Below are 19,867 nucleotides of genomic sequence, written 5' to 3'. Positions count from 1 at the left end.
AAGCTGGGAATTAAATCTTGCTTTTCCCTCGCCCAAAAGCTGTATGTAGAATAAATCTGCGGGTATTCTGACTGAAAGACCATCTTATGATCTTAACACAGTAATGGCGGTTGCACCGGATTCTCACCGAATTTCCCCCTGATCGGACATTTAAAGACACGTCCGAGCAGATCCAATATAGAACATACATAGTTTATCTTATAGCCTTGTATGCGGAATGTCAACAAAATCCACAGGCATTGACCGGAATGTTTCTGCATATTTATAGAAAGAAGAATTCTGACAGGTGATCCTTTTATGAAACCTGAACTCCGGTCTCTTATTCCAAAACTAAATCGTTATCTTCTTCTACTCCTTGTATTTATCTGCTCTCTTTCTGTATTTTTGCTATTGTATCCAATATCGTCAAAATCACCTCAGTCCGATCTGGATAATAAAGCCACGCTGCCGGGTGTCAGAGATTCAGAGTCTGATCCAAATGACGAAACACAAAGTGACACCACAGAAACTGCATTTTCCGGCTATATTATCACACTCGATGCCGGACATGGCGGATACGATCCTGGGAAAATAGGAATTAACGATTCAAAGGAGAAGGACATTAATCTTCAGATTGCTTCTTATCTGCAAGAGATTCTGGATTCTCTCGGTTTTGAAGTCTATATGACCAGAACGGATGACTCCTCACTGAATACAGAAACTGCCGAAAGCTTAAAGACATCCGATCTGAATCATCGGATTGAGATTGTGGCATCCCATAACTCCGACTTTTTTATCAGTATCCATCAGAACAGCTTTTCTGATTCTTCCGTACATGGAGCTCAGGTTTTTTACTATGCGAATTCTTCAGACGGTGAACAGCTTGCAAAATCAATCCAGGCCTCGATCCATGCGATCCTCGATTCTGATAATGAGCGTCCGGTCAAAGGTAATCTGGACTATCTTATTCTGAAAAAAAGCCCCTGTCCTGCTGTTATCGTTGAATGTGGCTTTTTAAGTAATCCGGATGAATGCAGCAGTTTAAATACTCCAGACTATCAAAAACAGGTTGCCGCTGCGATCGCAGATGGGCTTGTTAATCATATCCAGGCGGGCACAGAATAGGCAGGGGGCTGTAACCCCTGCCACTGTTATTTTGTGCATGAATGTAACGGTTCTTTTTTATCGATACATTTTTTCATTTTATTCCCATTTGCTTTTTTACATATTCGTGCTGTGATGTGTCAATATTAATCTTATATACAAACCAATGGCACAAATACACCATTGTTTTCGTGTTTCTTTTCATATCTATATGTAATAAGCAATATCTGTCTGCCAGAAACGGAATTATGCAGACCGGAATCTGTCTGCAGCGAACCGATGAAGGGTTCATAAGATGTCTGCTCTTATATTACATTATATTTGTACGCCTGCCAATCACTTTATGAAAAATTAATCTTTTCTGATATTTTCTGTCCTATTCTGCTCATTTTCACATTCTGATCCATATATACATAATTTATACTGTGGAATTATTTTTTATTCATATTCGACAGGATTTTATAAATTATTTTTGAATTTTTCACATTATATCCTATTTACTTGTCAGTTAAATATGGTAAACTATAGGTGCGTTTTAATACACAATTGTATGACTTATTTTCTACCCTTCATGGGTATTCTATCAGAAATGGGGTGATTCTATTGAAGATTGAACGCTTAAGTGAAAATCAGATCAGATGTACTTTGAATAAAGCAGATTTAGCAGACAAACAATTAAAGATTTCCGAGCTGGCTTATGGATCTCCAAAAGCAAAAGAACTGTTTCGTGAGATGATGCAGCAGGCATCAAACGAACTCGGATTTGAGGTTGATGATATACCACTGATGATCGAAGCTATACCGATTTCATCAGATTGTCTTATTTTAATTGTCACAAAGGTAGAAGATCCGGAAGAATTGGATACACGTTTTTCCAGATTTACCAGAAATAATGACGATGGCGACACCGATTATGACGATGATATGGATGATGAATACGAAGATGAGGACTATCCCCCATCTGATGATAATGTAATATCCGGTCATATCGATATCGGTATAAATGGCGATGAATCCCAGATTCCGGAGGCAATTTTTAATGCTCTGGAAGGTTTTGTAAATAATCTGACAGGTCTTGCAGGTAAGAATATCGAGATTTCAACCGATATTCCATCCAGCGCAAAAGCACCTGTAAAACAGACACAACAGGAAGAGGATGCTCCACAGACTTTAACGAGACTGCTTGTATTCGACTCGTTAAATACCGTTATCAACGCATCCAAACAGGTTGCAAGTTTTTACTTCAGCAGCAACACACTCTATAAGAATCCGGTTAATAAACGTTTTTATCTGTTATTTACAAATGATAAGAATACTATTCCCGAATTCAACCGGGTATGTTACATTCTTGGAGAATACGGCACAGCACAGAAAATAACAGATGCCATGCCATATCATTTCAAAGAGCATTTTAAAACGATCATTGAAGAGGAAGCAGTTCAGACTCTGTCTGCTCTGTAATTTTTAAGAAAACTGATTTGACAAAACAAATACGGCGGATCCTTTTTTTCATTGGATTCCGCCGTATTTTTCGTCTGGCCAGATACATATTCTATATGAATTATGCCTGTGCCTGTTCTTCTTTCTTTGCAAGGTAGTCATTGATCTCAAGTTCAAGCTCTACCGGATCCAGACCATGAACGGCTGCTGCTTCCTCAAGAGTTTCACCTGCTGCTGCAAGACATCCGATACAATGCATACCTGCTGCCATAAGAATTGCTGCATTTCCTGCATCTACTGCTAAAATATCATTTATAAGCATATCTTTACTGATCTTTGCCATGTGTATATTTCCTCCTGTTTCCTATAATCTTTCTTAATCTGATATGACATTTTTCGATTTTAAAAATATCTTCACCATTATAGTATACACATTTTTAAATGTCTATCCCTTTATAGGAAAAAGATAGGCAGACTCAAGTTAGCAGGAACTAATTTTTTACAAATCATCTCAATTCACTTGATATAAGAAACTTTTTGATTTAAAATAGGTAACGAGATGTGATTATTATTACTAAAAGGAGGACAATCATATGGCATTCGTAATTGGTGATTCATGTATCGGTTGTGGTTCATGTGCAGGTTCATGCCCTGTTGGAGCTATTAGCGATAACGGTGGTGTTTTCGTTATTGATGGTTCACAGTGTATTTCATGTGGTGCATGTGCAGGTTCATGTCCTGTTGGAACAATTTCAGAGGAGTAATCCACACAGAACGTTGTTATCATAATATAGAAAAGCTGCCGGAATCGGCAGCTTTTCTTTTTGTCTTATACAGAAAAACAATGATGTCCTCCGACGGATCTGTTTTTCTGTATATCTTTTTATTTCTACTCCTGAACATAGGAATACAGTTCATTATTTCCCTGACTCATGGCAGCTTCATATTCTTTTCTTGATACCCGGACTTCTGTATCCAGTACCGGATCATAATAACGAACCGCTTCACTGTTATAGCTTACGACCATTACATATCTTCCATCATTGATACGACTGATAACCGGAATACCATTACTGATATATCCAAATACCAGATCCAGCGAGATTCCTGAAATATCTGCTCCCGGATATTTTCCAAGCTCTGTCAGCACCTGTACCGGATCTGTACCGGATGCTTTCATATCTTCATATGTGAGATCAGTCACACCCTCATAGATCAGTGTCATATATACACAATCCCACAAGGATGCATCCACACTGCCGGAGCTTTGGTGATAGATTGACGATGCGATCGTATTATAAGCCTGCATCTCCGACTGCCTGTATACGATTTCTCCATCCTTGGAAACAACAATACCTGCGATCTGCGTTGCCCGGTTGATTGCATCTCCTGCCTTTTCATAGATTCCGGTCAGTCCCAGATTATCATATACCATATAGCCTGCATATTCATCTTCTACCGTGATCAGCATATCTGATGAACGATCTCCCACCGTGTTCTTTGTGATATTCAGATACGGAATATAGGTCAGATATATGTTTGACGGTACTGTAAAATACAGCTTCGCAATTCCTGATGTTGTTTTTGTCGTGATATCAACTCGTTTTACATCGTCGCTTTCTTTATAGGTGATAAAGTCATCCTCTGCCAACCGGAATCTGTCTGTTTTCTTGGATCCTTTGGTCATATAGATCAGATCATCCTCTACGCTGATATCTATGATATAATTGTCGTCCTTCTGATATTCTTTGATCTGGTTTCCATTTTCATCCACGATAAATAATTTGTATGATGGGATCCGGCTGTATACCTTTTCACTCAGATTCTTTTTTGCAAAGGAATCTTTATCTATAGAAATATCACTGTCAGCCGTATTACAGATCCCATATATCAGATCCCGGTTCTTAAATCCATAGCAGACCAGACTCTTTCCTGCTCCCGCATCCAGCGTATAGGTCTGTCCGGTTGCAAAATTAACCAGCGTCAATGTCGCATTATCGGCTGCCTGATCCGATGAATCATATGCCATTACCTGCATATCATCGGATACATATACATGATCGAGCGATACATGATCTACATAATAGGATAACTGTTTTGCTTCCACGTTAATACAGTTCACCTTGTTGCCAAGCATAAAATAAAAGTTTGTTCCATCATAATAGGTCAGTCTGGACACTTCATCTTTCATGGCTGCATATGGTTCATTACATTCTGCAAATACCAGCTCCGTAACCTCCTGCTCTGCTGCATCGTAAGAACACAGACTGATTCCCAGCTTTCCTTCATGAGCACCACGGTTCATATAGCCATATACTGCAAATATCATATTGCCATCATCGTCCATGGAGATCATATTGATACCATAATTGTTGTATGTGTTTCTGACATTTTCCACATCATCCATCCAGAATCCAAATACCATGGAGATCTGATTTTCTGAATAATTATACAGCCAGAGCTGTCCGTTTCTGACAAAACCGATTTTCTTATTATCTGAGCTGTAACGATAATCCAGCTTTTCGTCAAGAACAACCCCGATCTCATACACATTATTTTTATTATCGACACCTGTCCGGTTGAAATACTCGTCGATATAACGATCAAAGTTCATAACGGATATTGTGCCTGCGTTATCTGCTTCCCCGGTATCCTCTGATGCTTCAGCATCCTCTGCTCCGGTGGCTGTTTCTGTATCGTCTTCTGTCTCTGGCTCTTTATAGCTGACACGATAATATTCCCTGACCGAATAATAATCTGACTCGCCATCGGTGTTTTCTGCCATGGTCACATAATCCAGTTCAATTACTGCATAATTGACATCAATTTCCTTGATCTGTGGAATGATCGAAGTTATCCGAACCGGATTCACTCCACTCCAGACAAGCTCTTTGTAGCTGCTTGTCAGATTCAGATGTCCCATAGAAAGGCTGTCATCATCCTGTCCTTTGTATGCCTGCATGTATGGATAGATAAAGGATCCTTCTTCATTTGCCTCGTAGTCAAATGTCGAAGCATTAAACTGTTCCACAAAGTCCAGAAGCTCGGACGCATGATAATTGTCATTTACAACGATACGGGTATAGTAGCGTACGGTCTGTCCATCCGCTCCATCTAATTTGAATATCAGCATGTATTCCGTATCCGGCTTGATATCCATACGGATATCAATATCAAATATCCGGTATCCATTCTCCTCTGTATCGGATGTCAGATCTCCGTTCTCGATCAGAGAATCGCTTGAGATCGACCGCAGCTCATAGCTGTAGGTCTTTGCATAACCATTTTTGTCATCTACTGCAAACGTTACTTTTTTGTCATCTGTCACCGGAGTAATACAGTCACGAAGCATCGTTGTATCGACTACGGTTGTATAGCCATGAAGGCAGTTGATATATCTGCCCTCATAGTCTACATATACTAAAGGCAAGGTGGCATTTTCCATCTCCATTGCCAGATTCTTATACTGTCTATTCTGAAATTTATCAACTAAAAAAATAGTAATCACAAAGAAAACTGCCATTACTATTATTCTTATAACAAGTGTTCCTATTTTCTTCACAGGTAAAATCGTCTCCTACATCTTCTGTAGCGTTCCCGTCTACAGTAAAATTCATTACAGATCAATGTTTCTATCAGATTCCGCATCATGCAGTTACCACAGCCTTTTCCTTTTGGAACATACGGTGGTTCAGATGGCGCAGCCTCCATATCCAGATGAATATCTACATATGGATCCGGAAGCTCTGCATAGACATCCCGTGCGATCTTACGGATCACCTCCGGATCTGGATATTCCGCAAACATCGGGCTTCCTGCATATTCTAATTTATCACATTCTTCTTCCACCATTGCACTGATACGCCGTACCCGTTCCGGATACATTTCCTTCAGATAGGCCCAGTCCTTTTCTGCTCTTGACTGTTCCTCATTTGGATCATCCGGCAGCAAAAGCCCCGACATGCTCCGTGTCAGATTATATACATTTCCATTTTTTATCAATCCACGGATATTCGTATCCTTTCTGTCATATGGAATGTATTTAAATTCATTCTGCATATAAATCTCCCTGCCTGCATTCTTATTCCTATATAGTATATATGCAGACAGAGAGATTATGTTACTGCCATTTCTTATTTGAACTGAAATTAATCACCAAATGAGATACCTAATGTCTTTGCTGCAAGAACGGTATCATCGTCCGGAGATACATATTTGAGTTTTCCTGCTGACTCTGATAACGGAATCGCAGTTACTTTATTGTCCTTGAATACAACGAGTTTTCCAAAATCCTTTGCTTTGATCAGCTCGGCTGCCTTTGCCCCGAATCTGGATGAAATCACTCTGTCATATGGACATGGGCTTCCGCCTCGCTGTGTATGACCAGGAATCGCAATGCGGATATCCTGTGTTGTGAACTCCTTGAGCTTGTCCGCCATCTCATATGCAACAGATGGATACGGAGAATTTGCAATTGCTTCTTTTCTCTTCTTCTTTGGAAGCTCTGCAACCTCTTTGGAGATTGCTCCTTCTGCTACTGCAACAATCGTAAATCCTTTATTATTCTTTGTTCTCTTGTCGATTGCCTCGTATACCTTCTTGATATCATACGGAATCTCAGGGATCAGGATAACATCTGCTCCACCTGCAATACCGGCATGTAATGTGATCCAGCCAACCTTATGACCCATAATCTCTACGATAAAGATACGGTTATGGGATGCTGCTGTTGTATGGATACAGTCAATCGTCTGTGTTGCCACATCTACCGCACTCTGGAAACCAAATGTCATATCGGTTCCCCAGAGGTCATTATCGATCGTCTTTGGAAGACCAATTACATTTAAGCCCTCTTCACTTAACAGATTTGCTGTCTTCTGGGAACCATTTCCTCCTAATACACATAAACAGTCCAGTTTGAGTTTTTTATATGTGTCCTTCATGGATTTCACCTTATCAAGACCATCCTCTGTAGGCTCACCCATAAGCTTAAATGGCTGTCTGGAACTTCCAAGAATCGTTCCACCCTTTGTCATAATGCCTGAGAAGTCATCCGGCATCATCTTGATATACTGTGCTCTCATCAAGCCCTTATATCCATTCAGGAAACCATAGATCTCTACTTCATCAAATAACTCGTACAATCCTTTTGCTACACCACGCATGGTTGCATTCAGTGCCTGACAATCGCCACCACTGGTAAGTAATCCAACTCGCAACATCCCTAAACACCTCTTTCTTCTTTTTTATGTAAAATGCTATTTAATTGTCCCTATAAATATACGCGTCCTTCCAATGCCCGGAGCAGTGTCACTTCATCAATACATTCCAGATCTCCGCCAACCGGTACACCGCTTGCGATCCTACTGACCTTGATCCCTGCCGGTTTGACCAGCTTTGATATATACATCGCCGTTGCTTCTCCCTCCGGACCGGAGCCTGTTGCAATAATCAGCTCATCCACATCCCCCTGCAACCGCTTCATCAGTTCTGCGATCTTGATATCCGCAGGTCCGATTCCGAGTGCCGGATTGATCACTCCATGAAGAACATGATATACACCATCGTACTGATTCGTCCGCTCATATGCTGCAAGATCTCTCGGTGTTTCTACCACCATGATCACCTTATGATTCCGATTTGCAGATCTGCAGATCGGACAAAGATCACTGTCTGTGATCGTATAACAGTTATTGCAGTATCGAATCTTCTTCTTTGCATTTACGATTGAATCGGCAAGTGCCTGTGCTCGTTCTTCCGGCATACTGATGATATAAAATGCCAGCCTTTGTGCTGTCTTTGCTCCGATACCGGGAAGTCTGCCAAGCTCTTCGATCAGACGGTTTACTTCTCCACCATATATATCCATTAGAACGGTAAGCCTCCAAGACCCATACCGCCGGAGATCTTATTCATATTCTCCTGATAATCTTCATCCTGCATACGGAATGCTTCATTTACTGCAGAAATGATCAGATCCTCTAATGTCTCGATATCATCCGGATCAACAACCTCCGGATCCAGCTTGATCTCCATCAGTTCTTTCTTACCGGAAACCTTTGCTGTTACAACGCCGCCACCAACGGAAGATTCATAGATCTTATCCTCCAGCTCCTTGGTTGTTGTCTCCATCTGCTTCTGCATTCTCTGTGCCTGCTTCATTAAGTTGTTCATATTGCCAGGCATCATACCCATGTTATAGCCGCCTCTTTTAGCCATCTTATATATCCTCCTTGATTCTTAGCTCTTTTTTATATTTTTATTCATACTGAATAGCAAAATTAATCTTCGACAAGTCATTCGCCTCGATCTCCTGTGCCGCTTCACTATTCTTCGACACGACCTTCAGTTCGATCTTCACCTGTCTGCCGGTCACCTGTTCGATGTGCTCTCGCAATGCCGCCATCCGCTCTTTTCCTTCAAAATAAGCGATTGCCTGCTTGTTCTCTTCATTCTGGACATATGCCAGATACAGACCATCTCTGGCTTCGTTCATATTGATCCTTGCTTTTTCCAGAAACTTCTTCGTAATATTCTGATATCCTTCCATAATGATATCCCATTGTTCTACGAATTCTTTTAATTCATTGTAATTTGCTTCCGGAAGTTCTTTTTTCAGTTGCTCGGACAGCTTCTTCGATGCCGCTTCTATCTCTGCACCTCCCATCGCAGGTGCATTTCCTATCTGCATTCCTTCCTGCTTCAGTCTTGCACAGATCTGATCCAGCAGTTCCTGTGATACTGCTCCGGCTCCCTGCACTGCCTCGCCTGCCAATGCTGTAACGCCTGCCGATGCCGAGCTTCCTTCACCGTTATTATTCCCGCTAACCACCGATCCGGCGGCTCCATTCTCTAACTTCTGTTCCAGAACTCTGACCCGGTCAAGAAGCGCGCTGTAATCGGTTTCCATCTCAGGCTTGCATAATTTGATCACTGCAAGTTCTAAAACAATACGCTTCTGTACTGCATATTTGATATTTGCAGAGGTATCCGAAAATATATTGATATACCGGATAAGTGCATCTGTTTCGAGCTGTGCAGCAAGCTGTCTTAACCGTTCCAGATTCTCCGCCGACATATCAAGCTTCTGATCAGCCTCCGGTGAAACCTTCACCAACAATACATTTCGAAGGAACCATGTAAATTCTGATACAAATCTGGACAATTCCCGTCCCTGCCATACTACCTCATCCACCAGATCGATGGCACCGACAACATCCAGCCGAATCACACAATCTAACAATCTGGCAAATACATCGATATCAACTGCTCCGATCGTATCCAGTACATTTTCATAAGTAAGCTCCTTGCCAATGTTGAATGCGATACACTGATCCAGAATACTGAGTGCATCACGCATTGATCCATCTGCAGCCTTGGCAACGTAATCAATTGCTTTTTTCTCTGCCGCAATCTGTTCTCTTCCAAGCAGCTCCATCAGACGGTCACTGATTGTTTCCACCGAGATCCGCCGGAACTCGTATTTCTGACACCTGGAAGATATTGTGATCGGAATCTTATGGGATTCTGTTGTTGCAAGTATAAAAATGACATAAGACGGTGGTTCCTCCAATGTCTTTAACAGAGCATTAAACGCTCCCTGTGTCAGCATATGAACCTCATCTATAATGTATACCTTATATTTTCCTTCTGATGGTGAATACTGTACTTCCTCCCGGATCTGACGGATATTATCCACACCATTGTTTGATGCTGCATCAATCTCGATCACATTCATAGATGATCCATCTGCGATCGCACGACATGCCGCACATTCATTGCATGGGCTTCCGTTTACCGGATGCTCACAGTTTACTGCTTTTGCAAACAACTTTGCTATCGATGTCTTTCCGGTTCCTCTTGTTCCGCAGAAGAGAAATGCATGTCCGATCCTGTTATTTATAATCTGATTCTTTAGTGTTGTTACAACATGATCCTGGCCTTTTACTTCTTCAAAAGTATCCGGTCTCCATTTACGATATAATGCCATATAAGACATGACGGTTTCCTCCAAAATACAACTAAAGATATTATATCCGAAATGGTGATTGATAGCAATTATTAGTTTTTGTCCTCTTTTAAATAATATATCCATAATAGCGCACTTATTTACTTTACAGGGCAGCCTTTTCTATATAGTAAAAATGCCGGACGCCTCTGTTTCAGGCATCCGGCATTGGAGATGAACATGAAGTTCACGAACGAGCCATATTATATAATTTTAAAAGTACCGTTTTCATTCTGTCAATGTTCCCTGTTTCCCGGTCTATCTTTTCCATGTTTTCCCTGCCGTCTTTTTATGATCACAAGAATTACTGCGCCAAGCATTGCTCCAAACCCGATATATGAAAACAGGATCACTCCTGACGAGTCACCGGTTCTGACCGGTGGTTTCTTCCTGTCCCCGGTGTCCGGTTCGGTCGTCAGCTCTGTTGTAGTTTCTGTTGTGATCTCCGTCGTCTGTTCAGTCGTCAGTTCGGTTGTAGACTCGGTTGTGGTTTCCGTTGTGTCCTCGGTCGTAATCTCGGTTGTCTCCCCAGTTGTGGTTTCTGTTGTCAATTCGGTCGTGATCTCCGTCGTCTGTTCGGTTGTAGACTCGGTTGTGGTTTCCGTTGTGTCCCCGGTCGTAGCTTCGGTTGTTGTCTCCGTTGTGTCCCCGGTCGTGGTTTCGGTTGTCGTCTGTTCTGTTGTATCTTCCGAAGACTGATTTTCATATGTACCAAGCTCCCGGATTGTCTCTGCATTATCAATGTCCACGATCTGACGCTGCATTATTACAAATCCCCGGTTACCTTTACAAGGCAGCTCCTCGATCATGTAAGTTCCCGGCAGCAACGCTCCCAGATCCGCTTTTTCTGTTTCTGAAGCTTCTCTTATGGATGTGTTTTCTTCGCTTTTTGTAGCTCCGTCTGCCATAATATCTTCATCGAAAACTTCCCTCTGTGTACTCTCATCTCCACAAAACCAGATCCCGGCTGTCATATCATATTCCTTCCATGCACTTTCTTCCTGCGTCTGGTTGTATTCATAGATAACATCATTGATATTGAATTTACCACTTTCCTTGCGTCCGGCCGAATCAAAACGTCCATTTGCTCCGGTTACCGCAATATGGCTCTCAACAGGATTTCCTGCTTCATCCAGCAACGAAATACGAAATACGATTCCCTGCATGGATTCTCTGGTTCCTGCATTGATCTTGTCAAATGCAATATCCACCCGTTCTGCCTGCTCGTACACCTTTATCAGTTCCGCTTCTATGACATTCCCACTCTCCACAGAAAAAGTCTGCAGCTCTTTATTCGGATTTCCTGCATCCAGATGAAGTACAATTTCATTTCCGGTAATTTGCTGTTTCTCTCCTGTCAGTCCGGTTACTTCGATATACCCCTGTCCATGTCCCGGCAGCATATACCCCTTTGGTGGCTGGTATTCTGTTATGACCACGGTTCCAGCCGGAAGAATTACTGCACCTGTCTTTTTATCCGTAAATAGAGGATCACTCTGTCCGGTAAGATAAGCTGCATCCAGCTTTGCCTCATAACTTCCGGTCTGCTCGTTATATACTGTCTTAATATACCAGGTTCGGTATGCAGCAGATGCTGCCAATTCTGTTTTTTGCAGGAGTCCCTTATAATACCGCACCTGAAAGACTGCATCCGCAAGAGATGCTCCATATTTTACAGTTCCGGTTCCATTCTCTCTGTCATATTTTGTTAGTGACAGTTTTCCCTGATATACCATTTCTTTCTCTGCAAGCTGCATGGTTGCATTAATCTTGTTTTCCACCGTATCCGGGGATATACAAATATAATGCACATCCGCATCCAGTTTGTAATTTTTTGGAGCACGCTTTTCCTTTACTGCATACCAGCCAAATGGCAATCCGGTAAAACAATGCTTACTCTTATCTGCCTGAATGGAAACGACCTCTCCTGATATCATTCGGAATGCATTTCCGGTTCCGCAGGAATTCCTAATCTCCGGTATTCCGATCACGGTATTTGCCGCATTCATTTTTTCTGTCGTAAATATGCCAACCTGATTTTCTTCTTTATATGGAGCATTCTTTCCTGACACCATATAAACACTATATTCTGCATGTAATAACGAATATGCTGTATTTTCATCCGTCCATTCTTCACCGGCGCTCTTCTTTTCCAGATACAGTTCTCCGGTATTTGGCTGATCTGTAACTTCGATCACATGCTCGATCTCTTTTTTTCCTGTTTCTCTTCCGCCACTGGACAGACATTCTTTTTTTACCGGATCTGTATTCAGCCTGTAATAGCGGTTTGTTTTTGTTTCCTTTGCATAATAGCTTCCACATGGTAGTCCGGAGATCGTATCTGTCCCTTTTTTCTTAAGCGAAACGATCGTTTTATTTCCTCCGGTCGGAATAAATTTCGTGTTTATATCTGTAACAATTCCCGTTCCATCCTTTTGCACTGTAAATGTACCTACATAGAGATTTCCGGTTCCCGGCCTTCCATTCTTGTCCGCCATGTATACCTGATACTGAATATCGGCAAATGTATATCCACCCATATCGGAAATTTCTTTCATCGCACTGCTTTTATGAAGCTGAATTCCGATCGTAATCGGCGATTCCAGTACATCGATCTGCTGCTTGGGATATTTCTCCAAATTTTCTGAAACTCCGATTCCACCATCCTCCTTATCCAGATAGATCCACTTCTGATAGTAGGAAGCCGCTTTTTTATCCTCTTTATTTACAATATAACCTCCGGCATAGGAATATTCATTTCCATTCCACCCTTTCTTTTTCCCTGTTTCCGCAATGTAATACCAGCAACCAACCGGAACTCCGCGCACTTCATATATCCGGTTATCAGAACCATATACCGGATAATATCCTGCATCCGAATTATATTTTGTAACAATTCCTTTTCCGGATGCATCGGTTGTAAAGGTGCAGACATAAGCATCGGTTGATGTATCATTCTTTTTCCCAACCTTATACACATTATATCTGGCTCCCTGCAGACTATATGCATCCGTTTTGCCATCTGCTCCTGTAAGTTCCGGAGAGTCACTGGTTTTTTGAAGACTGAGCCCGCCCCGGACATTCTGAATGACAAACTCATATTCCAGCTGGTTATCTGTAATTTCATAATAATGGTCTATCGCGGGCAGATATCCTCTTGCCAGTGCCAGTTCAGCATCCTCATGCAGCATATAATAGCCCGGTGGCAGATTGTAGATATTCCGGCATGTGGATCCATCTATATCCTCTCCGGCATAATTACTTTTTGCTCCATAAAATCTGCCTTTTTCCGTAATATAAGTTGGCACACCTTTTCCTTTGGAATTAACCGTATATGTTCCGATCTTTACCGCTTTCCCCTCTGACAGATCTGCAAATGGCTCGTCCAGTTTATAAAGGTAAAATTTTATTCCTTTCAGATTATTCAAGGAACCATCACCAAGCTTTGTCAGATGCAGTTTTCCGGTTTTTAATTCACTTCCCCAGTTAATCACCATCTCCATTGCATATTCATAAAGCACACCTGCAAAGCAGGTCTGAATCTCTTTGTTGTCCGGGCAGACAGCATAAGCTGTAAACCCATCCCGTTCGGCAAAGGTCTTTGACAGTCTGCTCACACCCTTCTTATCCGTACCGGCAGTAAAGAAATATCTGCTTCCTGCCTTTAATACAGCTTCTTCTCCTGACCGGTATGCTTTCCAGTCCGTATCTGCAATCGAACCTTTCCAGTCCGTACATACCCACAGTTTAATATCTGTATCCGGCACTATGATACGAAACGCATTCTGACCTCCTGTGACCGTACGCATCTTCGTTCTTTTTGCATATACTCCATCCGGAGACACAGTGCTTAACAAACTCTCTTCTTCCATGTGTATGGTATACCGGTATTTCCATCGCGTCTCCGGCTGCCCCGGTGATATATCAATCTGCTCTGTCTTTGGAGTTTCTGTTCCGATCCGGATCTCTGCCTGTGCTCTCGTATATGGAACTTCTCCGCTCATGCTTTTTCCATGATGCCGGATAGCATTCAGATTATCCTGTAATGCGCTTTGAGACTGCCTGTTCTTATATCCCTGATACAATGCTTTCCGGATATCGGCTGTTAACAGTCCGCTGCCTGCATGTATATAACCATCTGTCGTATCATCACTGTATACAGTTGCTGCTGTTCCCTGCAAATGCTTTCCATCCGAAACATATTCTCCATACCACGGAACATCCAGCTCCTTGTCTCCACAATATACGGAAAACAGCTTCTCACAATCCGTAATACTATGATACCTGAAGATCCGGAAATCTCTGCAGGTATCTCCCGCTTTTGTTCTTCCCAGTCTGTATCCAACGACAAATTCTGAATATAACATCGGAAAGGACATTACCGTCGCCAATGCATCTATATTAAATATATACGACTTTTTCTCTTTCTTTATTTCTACTTTCATATCCGGAGTATATACATCTCTCGATATAGCATCTGAGATCGTAGCGATCTGTTTTGCCTGATCTTCATATGATAATGCTATATCCTGCGTGGTCATCGCATCTGCATCTTCCGAGGTTGCTCTGTCGGTATCTTCTGCAGCCACCCCATCTACAGCTTTCGCAGCCACCCCATCTGCATCTTCCACAGTTGCTCTGTCTGCATCCTCCGGAGTTGCCCTGTCTGCATCCGTATCCGTTGCTGTCGCATTCTTTTCAAACAACTGCGTTACCGCCTGCTCCGCATCTCCTCCCATGGATGCTGTCTGAAGGATCGCATGGAATGGCAGATTTATCAGCAGAAGAATTCCCACCAGTACGATCAGTAAAATTTTATTTCCGTATTGTTTCATATATTTCTGTCAGCTTCCCAGAAAAAGCTGTTTCCTCCTTCCTATATTTGAGCCCGCAGCTCATATTCTATATTCCCAAATGAAATAATATCTCCGGGCAATACCACTGCCGGATAGTCCACTCGCAGTGGATAACCATTTACATATGTCCCATTTGTCGAACCCATATCCTCCAGTACATATTTATGATCGACATATCGGATCCTGCTATGAACCCGACTCACAGACTTATCGGAAATACAAAAATCTGCCATATCCCCACGTCCAATCAATCTTGGAAGTGTATCCAGACAGATCACCGGATTCGATGTAGCTTCCGCTTGCCCTCCAACCGGAACTAACATGCATACCGGATCGGTTGCCGGAAGTATGGTTGTCTCCTGTTGTGTATCACCGGCTGTGGGTTGTCCATTTCCATCCGCTGCTGCCGGAAATATAGTTATATCCTGTTCCTGTATACAAGGTTCAACAACCTCCTCTTCTTTTTCAGTCTGATCTGTTAAGAACAGCTCCATCCAGACAAATAATTCCACTGCCAGTAAGATGCATACACCGAATAAAGGTTTCATATGTTGGATCCGTCCATTTGCCCGGTACTGCATCCATCCATAGCTGATCCCAAACAACGCCGTTGCAAGCATACAGGCAATAACGACCGTCTTATACACGATCGTCCGAACCGATGTCTTATCATCGTCAATGTCACTCTGTACTATCGTCCTGTTCCGGTTCGATTTCTTCCATTTATTCCGGTTTGGTTCTTTTCTCAAAAATGCAGCCAGTCCTGCTGCCTCTTCCTCTTCCTCAGTTTTGCCCGTTTCTTCCGTTCTATATATATCTGTATTTCCCGTACCATCTGTATCGCCGCTTTCTTCCGTGCGGAATTCTGTAAAAAAATCTACCAGCTTTTCAAGATCATAATTTGCATCCATGATCTTCTGATACAGATCATATACCCGGTCACTGCCCGCCCGGTCTGCATGATCCATCCTGCATATCATCTGATCTAACAGCCTCCGCATCTGCTCCCGGACCCCACTCTGATATCCCGGAAGATAGATAAAACCAAAGCATTTCTGCGCTATATCATAAAAGATACAATCTTCCACCAGGATCAGATTATTAACGGACAGCAAATATCTGCCAAGCTGGTGAAATACCATAACCAGTTCCTGAAACAGTTGTAATATAAGCACCGGAGTTATCGTGATCGTCTGCTCTATTACTGCAAATTCTGTCAGTCCGTTAACCTCATAACAAGGAATCGCATCTCCATCTATGAACATCACGTTAAATGGAAGAACATATGGGATGAAGTTGTTCTGAAGCATTTTGGTTTCATAGGAGACCTGATAATCGGTGTCGGTAAGCATCAGATATACATTTATCCCATCAGTGTCATAATGTTTTTCCATACAACTGCCACCTCCTGAGATTATTGCTGATATCCCGGATTTCTTTCTCAATCTTTACTTTTCTCTGTGTTGCCTTTTTATCTGTCAGCAGTCCAATTCCCGGGTGCAGCTCTTCATATTTGATAACTGCATCTATGGTTCCTGTTATACCGGAAAGTAACGCATTTCCAGAAGGACGAAAGCGCACGCTTGTTTCCAGTTCATCCAGATGCTGCATGGATGGCCTGACCATCTGATCTAACGCCTGATTCAATGTATCCTCTGCGCTGTTTCCACTTCCAGACATATATCGTTCCCGATTACAGACCACATGATATGCCTCGCCGGTTGCAATTCCGTTATTCAACTGCACAATCATCATATTGATAACAACAAATATAACAGTGATCACGATTGGCATAATAATGCACATTTCGATCACGATCGTTCCACGATCATCCTTTTTCCCAGAATTCATATCTTTCACCTTTCCTGTTCCTGCACCCTTACAAGAATTTCATCCGTTACCACAGTTGCTGCATGGTGGTATGTTTCCAACATTCTTTTGTTTGACACGCATAACCGTTCGTTTTAATCCAGAACAGGAAACAGAGAGATGGTATCGGTCTCCCGTCTCCGTTATATATACCGTTCCATCCGTCGTCCTGCCCTCCGCACACCGCTCACAAGGAGACAGATTCTGATACCTATCAGAAAGCTCTCCATCCGGAATCTGCCGGATCGTAAGTTTTATATGATAACAGGTTCTGCTGGTATGATAGACCTCTCCGGTCTCCGTGATATAAACGTATCTATTTTCTTCTGTCTCATTATTTTCTAATTGCATACCGATAAATGCACGCTGCCGGATCTGTTCCTGAACCTTCCAAGTCAGTTCTCCAAAAAATGGGACATTGATCTGCAGTTTATATCGCAGCTTAAGATCAATGCAGCCATCTGCTTCACTGTAAGCTGATCTTGTAACCAGAATCCCTCCGGTTCCACCCACAATACAGGAAGCATCCACCGGGGATATATCCAGATAATGCTGCAGTCTTTCTTTTGCTGTCAGAACATTGACACCGTTCCCCGGTAAATCCACTGTTTTTTCATCCTGTACATATGAATACGCATATTGATATTCCGCCAGGCACTGCGCAGTGTCCTGCATGGCATCATAGACGATCAACCGTGTCTGCAACAGATTTCCCATCCAGAAAAACACAACTGCTGCCATGATAAAAAGCGGCAGGATCAGGGCTGCCTCCACCGTGGCACTACCCTCCTGCCTGTTCCATATACAAAATATCCTCTGAAAGAAAGGAATGGTCTTATACACTCTCTTACCATACTGTCTGCTCAAATGTTTTCTGTTCAGGTCTTGGAGAGACGGAGAAATTCTTTTGATTTTATTATTTTTGGAAATGGAATATGCCACCGCATGGATAATAGACTGCAGCCAAAATATATAATAAGAGAGCATATAACACCATCCTTTCCATCTGATATTTCTATGTTTTATATTTAATAAACTGCACTGACCGAAGTTGCATACGACCGTTTCCCTTTTGTAATATCAATATCGATCGTAAATGCATCCACACAGTTTGTAATAAGAAATCCATCCTGGACAAGTGCAGTATTTAATTGGATCAGATCACACATCCGATAGTACATTCTGTTATTCTTCTCTGCTAATAACAGCATCAGAAACGCTTCATAATCCAGTCCTTTTTCTGTCTGACCGGATGCCGGCTCTACACTGGTGAGATTCCCTATATGCGCAAGATCCAGCTTCCAGTCTGCTGCCTTCTTGATCAGGGGAATCTTTCCTCCCGCCAACAATGTCCGTATCTCAAGTATCGTTTCTCCATAGGAAAAACAGGCTGCAAGCAGATATTTTGCTGCTCCATATGTAATGCCCGGTACAAGTGCAAGTGTCGCTGCCATACTGCTTATTTCCGCCATTTTCTCTGCATCCGATAACAGTACCGCCATATTAACCGGAAGTCTGTGAAGTATGATCTGGTTTACAACACAGGTCAGATTATCATAGTCATTGTCCTTCCCTGCGATCAGATATTCCACTTCACACTGGAATACGCAGTTATCCAGCTCCGCGTCCGTAACATTTTTAAAGCACTCCATCGCGTAAAGAATCCCATTGATATCCGTGCCTAATTCCGATTTTCCTGTCCCACGAACCTTTCCAAGCTCTGCTTCCAACCGGTCAATATCCGAAAAAGAAGTGTCCATGCTCTCCTGAACATTTTCCTTTCCACATGCAGTCGATGGTACATCCTGCATGGATACTTTCGTTTGTGATACAGATTTTCCGGATGGAAGAACGAGCTGTAGCAATCCGATCCCAAGCTCCTGTTCCAACAGTTTTCTGGGATCCTCTCCCTGCCAGTTACCTTCCTGTTCTGTTTCCTCGCTCTTTCCATTCCGTATCTCCTCTGCTACCTCTTCAGCATCCGCATTGTCATATGCCAGATCTTCACTTATCGTTTCCAGTGCCTTTGTTTCCAAATACAGCGTCATATATTCCTCTATCTGTTTTTTTAAGTCATAGCAATCATCAGCAACCACCGTTCTCACATCTGTCAGGCAGGCATCCTCTACAGCAAATCCATAGCCGGAGAGTGTATAGTCCATATAATCAGATACCCGTTCCTCCAGCATTCCTTCACCATAACCCATATAGCTTTTATCCAGTAATAACAAGTGATACCGATCAAATATCCGGGACTGGTACTCTGCCTGTATATGGAGGGATGCACCACGGGCAGCTTCTGCCACCCGTGCCCTGTTCATGTAGATTCCTGTAATCTCAACTGCTGCCAGAAATAATCCCAGCAGGCTGACCAGCACCAGACTTAAAAATACTGTAATCTGTCCGTTATTTTTCAAATCTGCAGAGTCTCCTTACTAATAAATCTTCTTCGCACTCTTACCGATCGAGGTCCAGATCTTGTTCACAAGACTTGTAATCTTCTCCTGAAAGATAAGTACCATGGCGATCAATACAACTGTGATCAAAAGGATCTCTACAACTCCCATTCCACTTTCATCTAATAAAAAATTCTTCACATTTCTCATACTCT

The 19,867-nt window shown here is 42.4% G+C and carries 16 protein-coding genes and 1 riboswitch; of the genes, 3 read left to right on the top strand and 13 right to left on the bottom strand.

The window, feature by feature from the left end; all coding sequences use genetic code 11:
• Positions 1–39: 39 nt before the first annotated feature.
• Positions 40–187: riboswitch (cobalamin riboswitch) on the bottom strand.
• Positions 188–297: 110 nt separating this feature from the next.
• Together DWY07_RS06835 and DWY07_RS06825 are read left to right on the top strand one after the other, a co-directional pair.
• Positions 298–1,104 (top strand): N-acetylmuramoyl-L-alanine amidase, encoded by an 807-nt coding sequence (locus DWY07_RS06835; protein ID WP_021944216.1) that lies wholly within the window; start codon positions 298–300, stop codon positions 1,102–1,104.
• A gap of 582 nt (positions 1,105–1,686) precedes the next feature.
• Entirely contained in the window at positions 1,687–2,544 is an 858-nt protein-coding gene (locus DWY07_RS06825; protein ID WP_117822533.1) for an adaptor protein MecA, read from the top strand.
• Positions 2,545–2,644: 100 nt separating this feature from the next.
• Here DWY07_RS06825 and DWY07_RS06820 read toward each other — a convergent pair whose 3' ends face one another.
• The gene (locus DWY07_RS06820) at positions 2,645–2,866 is read right to left on the bottom strand and encodes a DUF1858 domain-containing protein (RefSeq protein WP_021944218.1); all 222 of its coding nucleotides are present in this window, start codon (positions 2,864–2,866) and stop codon (positions 2,645–2,647) included.
• 250 nt (positions 2,867–3,116) lie between these two features.
• On the opposite strand from DWY07_RS06820, the gene DWY07_RS06815 reads away from it, so the two are divergent.
• Complete coding sequence (locus tag DWY07_RS06815; RefSeq protein ID WP_004852414.1) at positions 3,117–3,287, top strand: 4Fe-4S binding protein; 171 nt, start codon at positions 3,117–3,119, stop codon at positions 3,285–3,287.
• Positions 3,288–3,412: 125 nt separating this feature from the next.
• On the opposite strand, the gene DWY07_RS06810 is transcribed toward DWY07_RS06815, so the two are convergent.
• The 12 genes from DWY07_RS06810 to DWY07_RS06755 all read right to left on the bottom strand — a co-directional run bounded on the left by DWY07_RS06810 (position 3,413) and on the right by DWY07_RS06755 (position 19,862).
• Positions 3,413–6,085: a hypothetical protein gene (locus tag DWY07_RS06810; RefSeq protein WP_117822532.1), complete on the bottom strand. Its 2,673-nt coding sequence runs from the start codon at positions 6,083–6,085 to the stop codon at positions 3,413–3,415.
• Positions 6,082–6,582: a hypothetical protein gene (locus DWY07_RS06805; protein WP_021944220.1), complete on the bottom strand. Its 501-nt coding sequence runs from the start codon at positions 6,580–6,582 to the stop codon at positions 6,082–6,084. The genes DWY07_RS06810 and DWY07_RS06805 overlap by 4 nt, the downstream gene beginning before the upstream one ends.
• A gap of 89 nt (positions 6,583–6,671) precedes the next feature.
• Positions 6,672–7,745, bottom strand: coding sequence for a 6-phosphofructokinase (locus DWY07_RS06800; RefSeq protein WP_021944221.1), 1,074 nt, complete (start codon positions 7,743–7,745; stop codon positions 6,672–6,674).
• Between the two features lie 50 nt (positions 7,746–7,795).
• Complete coding sequence (gene recR / locus DWY07_RS06795; RefSeq protein ID WP_021944222.1) at positions 7,796–8,392, bottom strand: recombination mediator RecR; 597 nt, start codon at positions 8,390–8,392, stop codon at positions 7,796–7,798.
• On the bottom strand, positions 8,392–8,742 hold the full coding sequence (locus DWY07_RS06790; protein ID WP_008400312.1) for a YbaB/EbfC family nucleoid-associated protein: 351 nt from the start codon (positions 8,740–8,742) through the stop codon (positions 8,392–8,394). Before DWY07_RS06790 ends, recR begins: the two co-directional genes overlap by 1 nt.
• 40 nt (positions 8,743–8,782) lie before the next feature.
• The gene (dnaX, locus tag DWY07_RS06785; protein ID WP_117822531.1) at positions 8,783–10,522 is read right to left on the bottom strand and encodes a DNA polymerase III subunit gamma/tau; all 1,740 of its coding nucleotides are present in this window, start codon (positions 10,520–10,522) and stop codon (positions 8,783–8,785) included.
• A gap of 245 nt (positions 10,523–10,767) precedes the next feature.
• Positions 10,768–15,366: a prealbumin-like fold domain-containing protein gene (locus DWY07_RS13200; RefSeq protein WP_173783998.1), complete on the bottom strand. Its 4,599-nt coding sequence runs from the start codon at positions 15,364–15,366 to the stop codon at positions 10,768–10,770.
• 41 nt (positions 15,367–15,407) lie between these two features.
• On the bottom strand, positions 15,408–16,781 hold the full coding sequence (locus tag DWY07_RS06775; RefSeq protein ID WP_117808575.1) for a DUF6382 domain-containing protein: 1,374 nt from the start codon (positions 16,779–16,781) through the stop codon (positions 15,408–15,410).
• Positions 16,765–17,238 (bottom strand): hypothetical protein, encoded by a 474-nt coding sequence (locus DWY07_RS06770; RefSeq protein WP_117808574.1) that lies wholly within the window; start codon positions 17,236–17,238, stop codon positions 16,765–16,767. The genes DWY07_RS06775 and DWY07_RS06770 overlap by 17 nt, the downstream gene beginning before the upstream one ends.
• Positions 17,239–17,277: 39 nt before the next feature.
• Positions 17,278–18,030 (bottom strand): TadE family protein, encoded by a 753-nt coding sequence (locus tag DWY07_RS06765; RefSeq protein WP_118484732.1) that lies wholly within the window; start codon positions 18,028–18,030, stop codon positions 17,278–17,280.
• 254 nt (positions 18,031–18,284) lie between these two features.
• On the bottom strand, positions 18,285–19,673 hold the full coding sequence (locus DWY07_RS06760) for a DUF5702 domain-containing protein (protein ID WP_021943397.1): 1,389 nt from the start codon (positions 19,671–19,673) through the stop codon (positions 18,285–18,287).
• An 18-nt stretch (positions 19,674–19,691) separates the two neighbouring features.
• Positions 19,692–19,862, bottom strand: a complete 171-nt coding sequence (locus DWY07_RS06755) for a Flp1 family type IVb pilin (RefSeq protein WP_117784748.1) — start codon at positions 19,860–19,862, stop codon at positions 19,692–19,694.
• Positions 19,863–19,867: the final 5 nt, after the last annotated feature.

Origin of the sequence: Clostridium sp. AF23-6LB (assembly GCF_003461085.1) — a bacterium.
Lineage (GTDB): Bacteria > Bacillota > Clostridia > Lachnospirales > Lachnospiraceae > Coprococcus > Coprococcus ammoniilyticus.
Note: the sequence above shows the minus strand (reverse complement) of the source record. Positions and strands in the feature narration are given on the sequence as shown.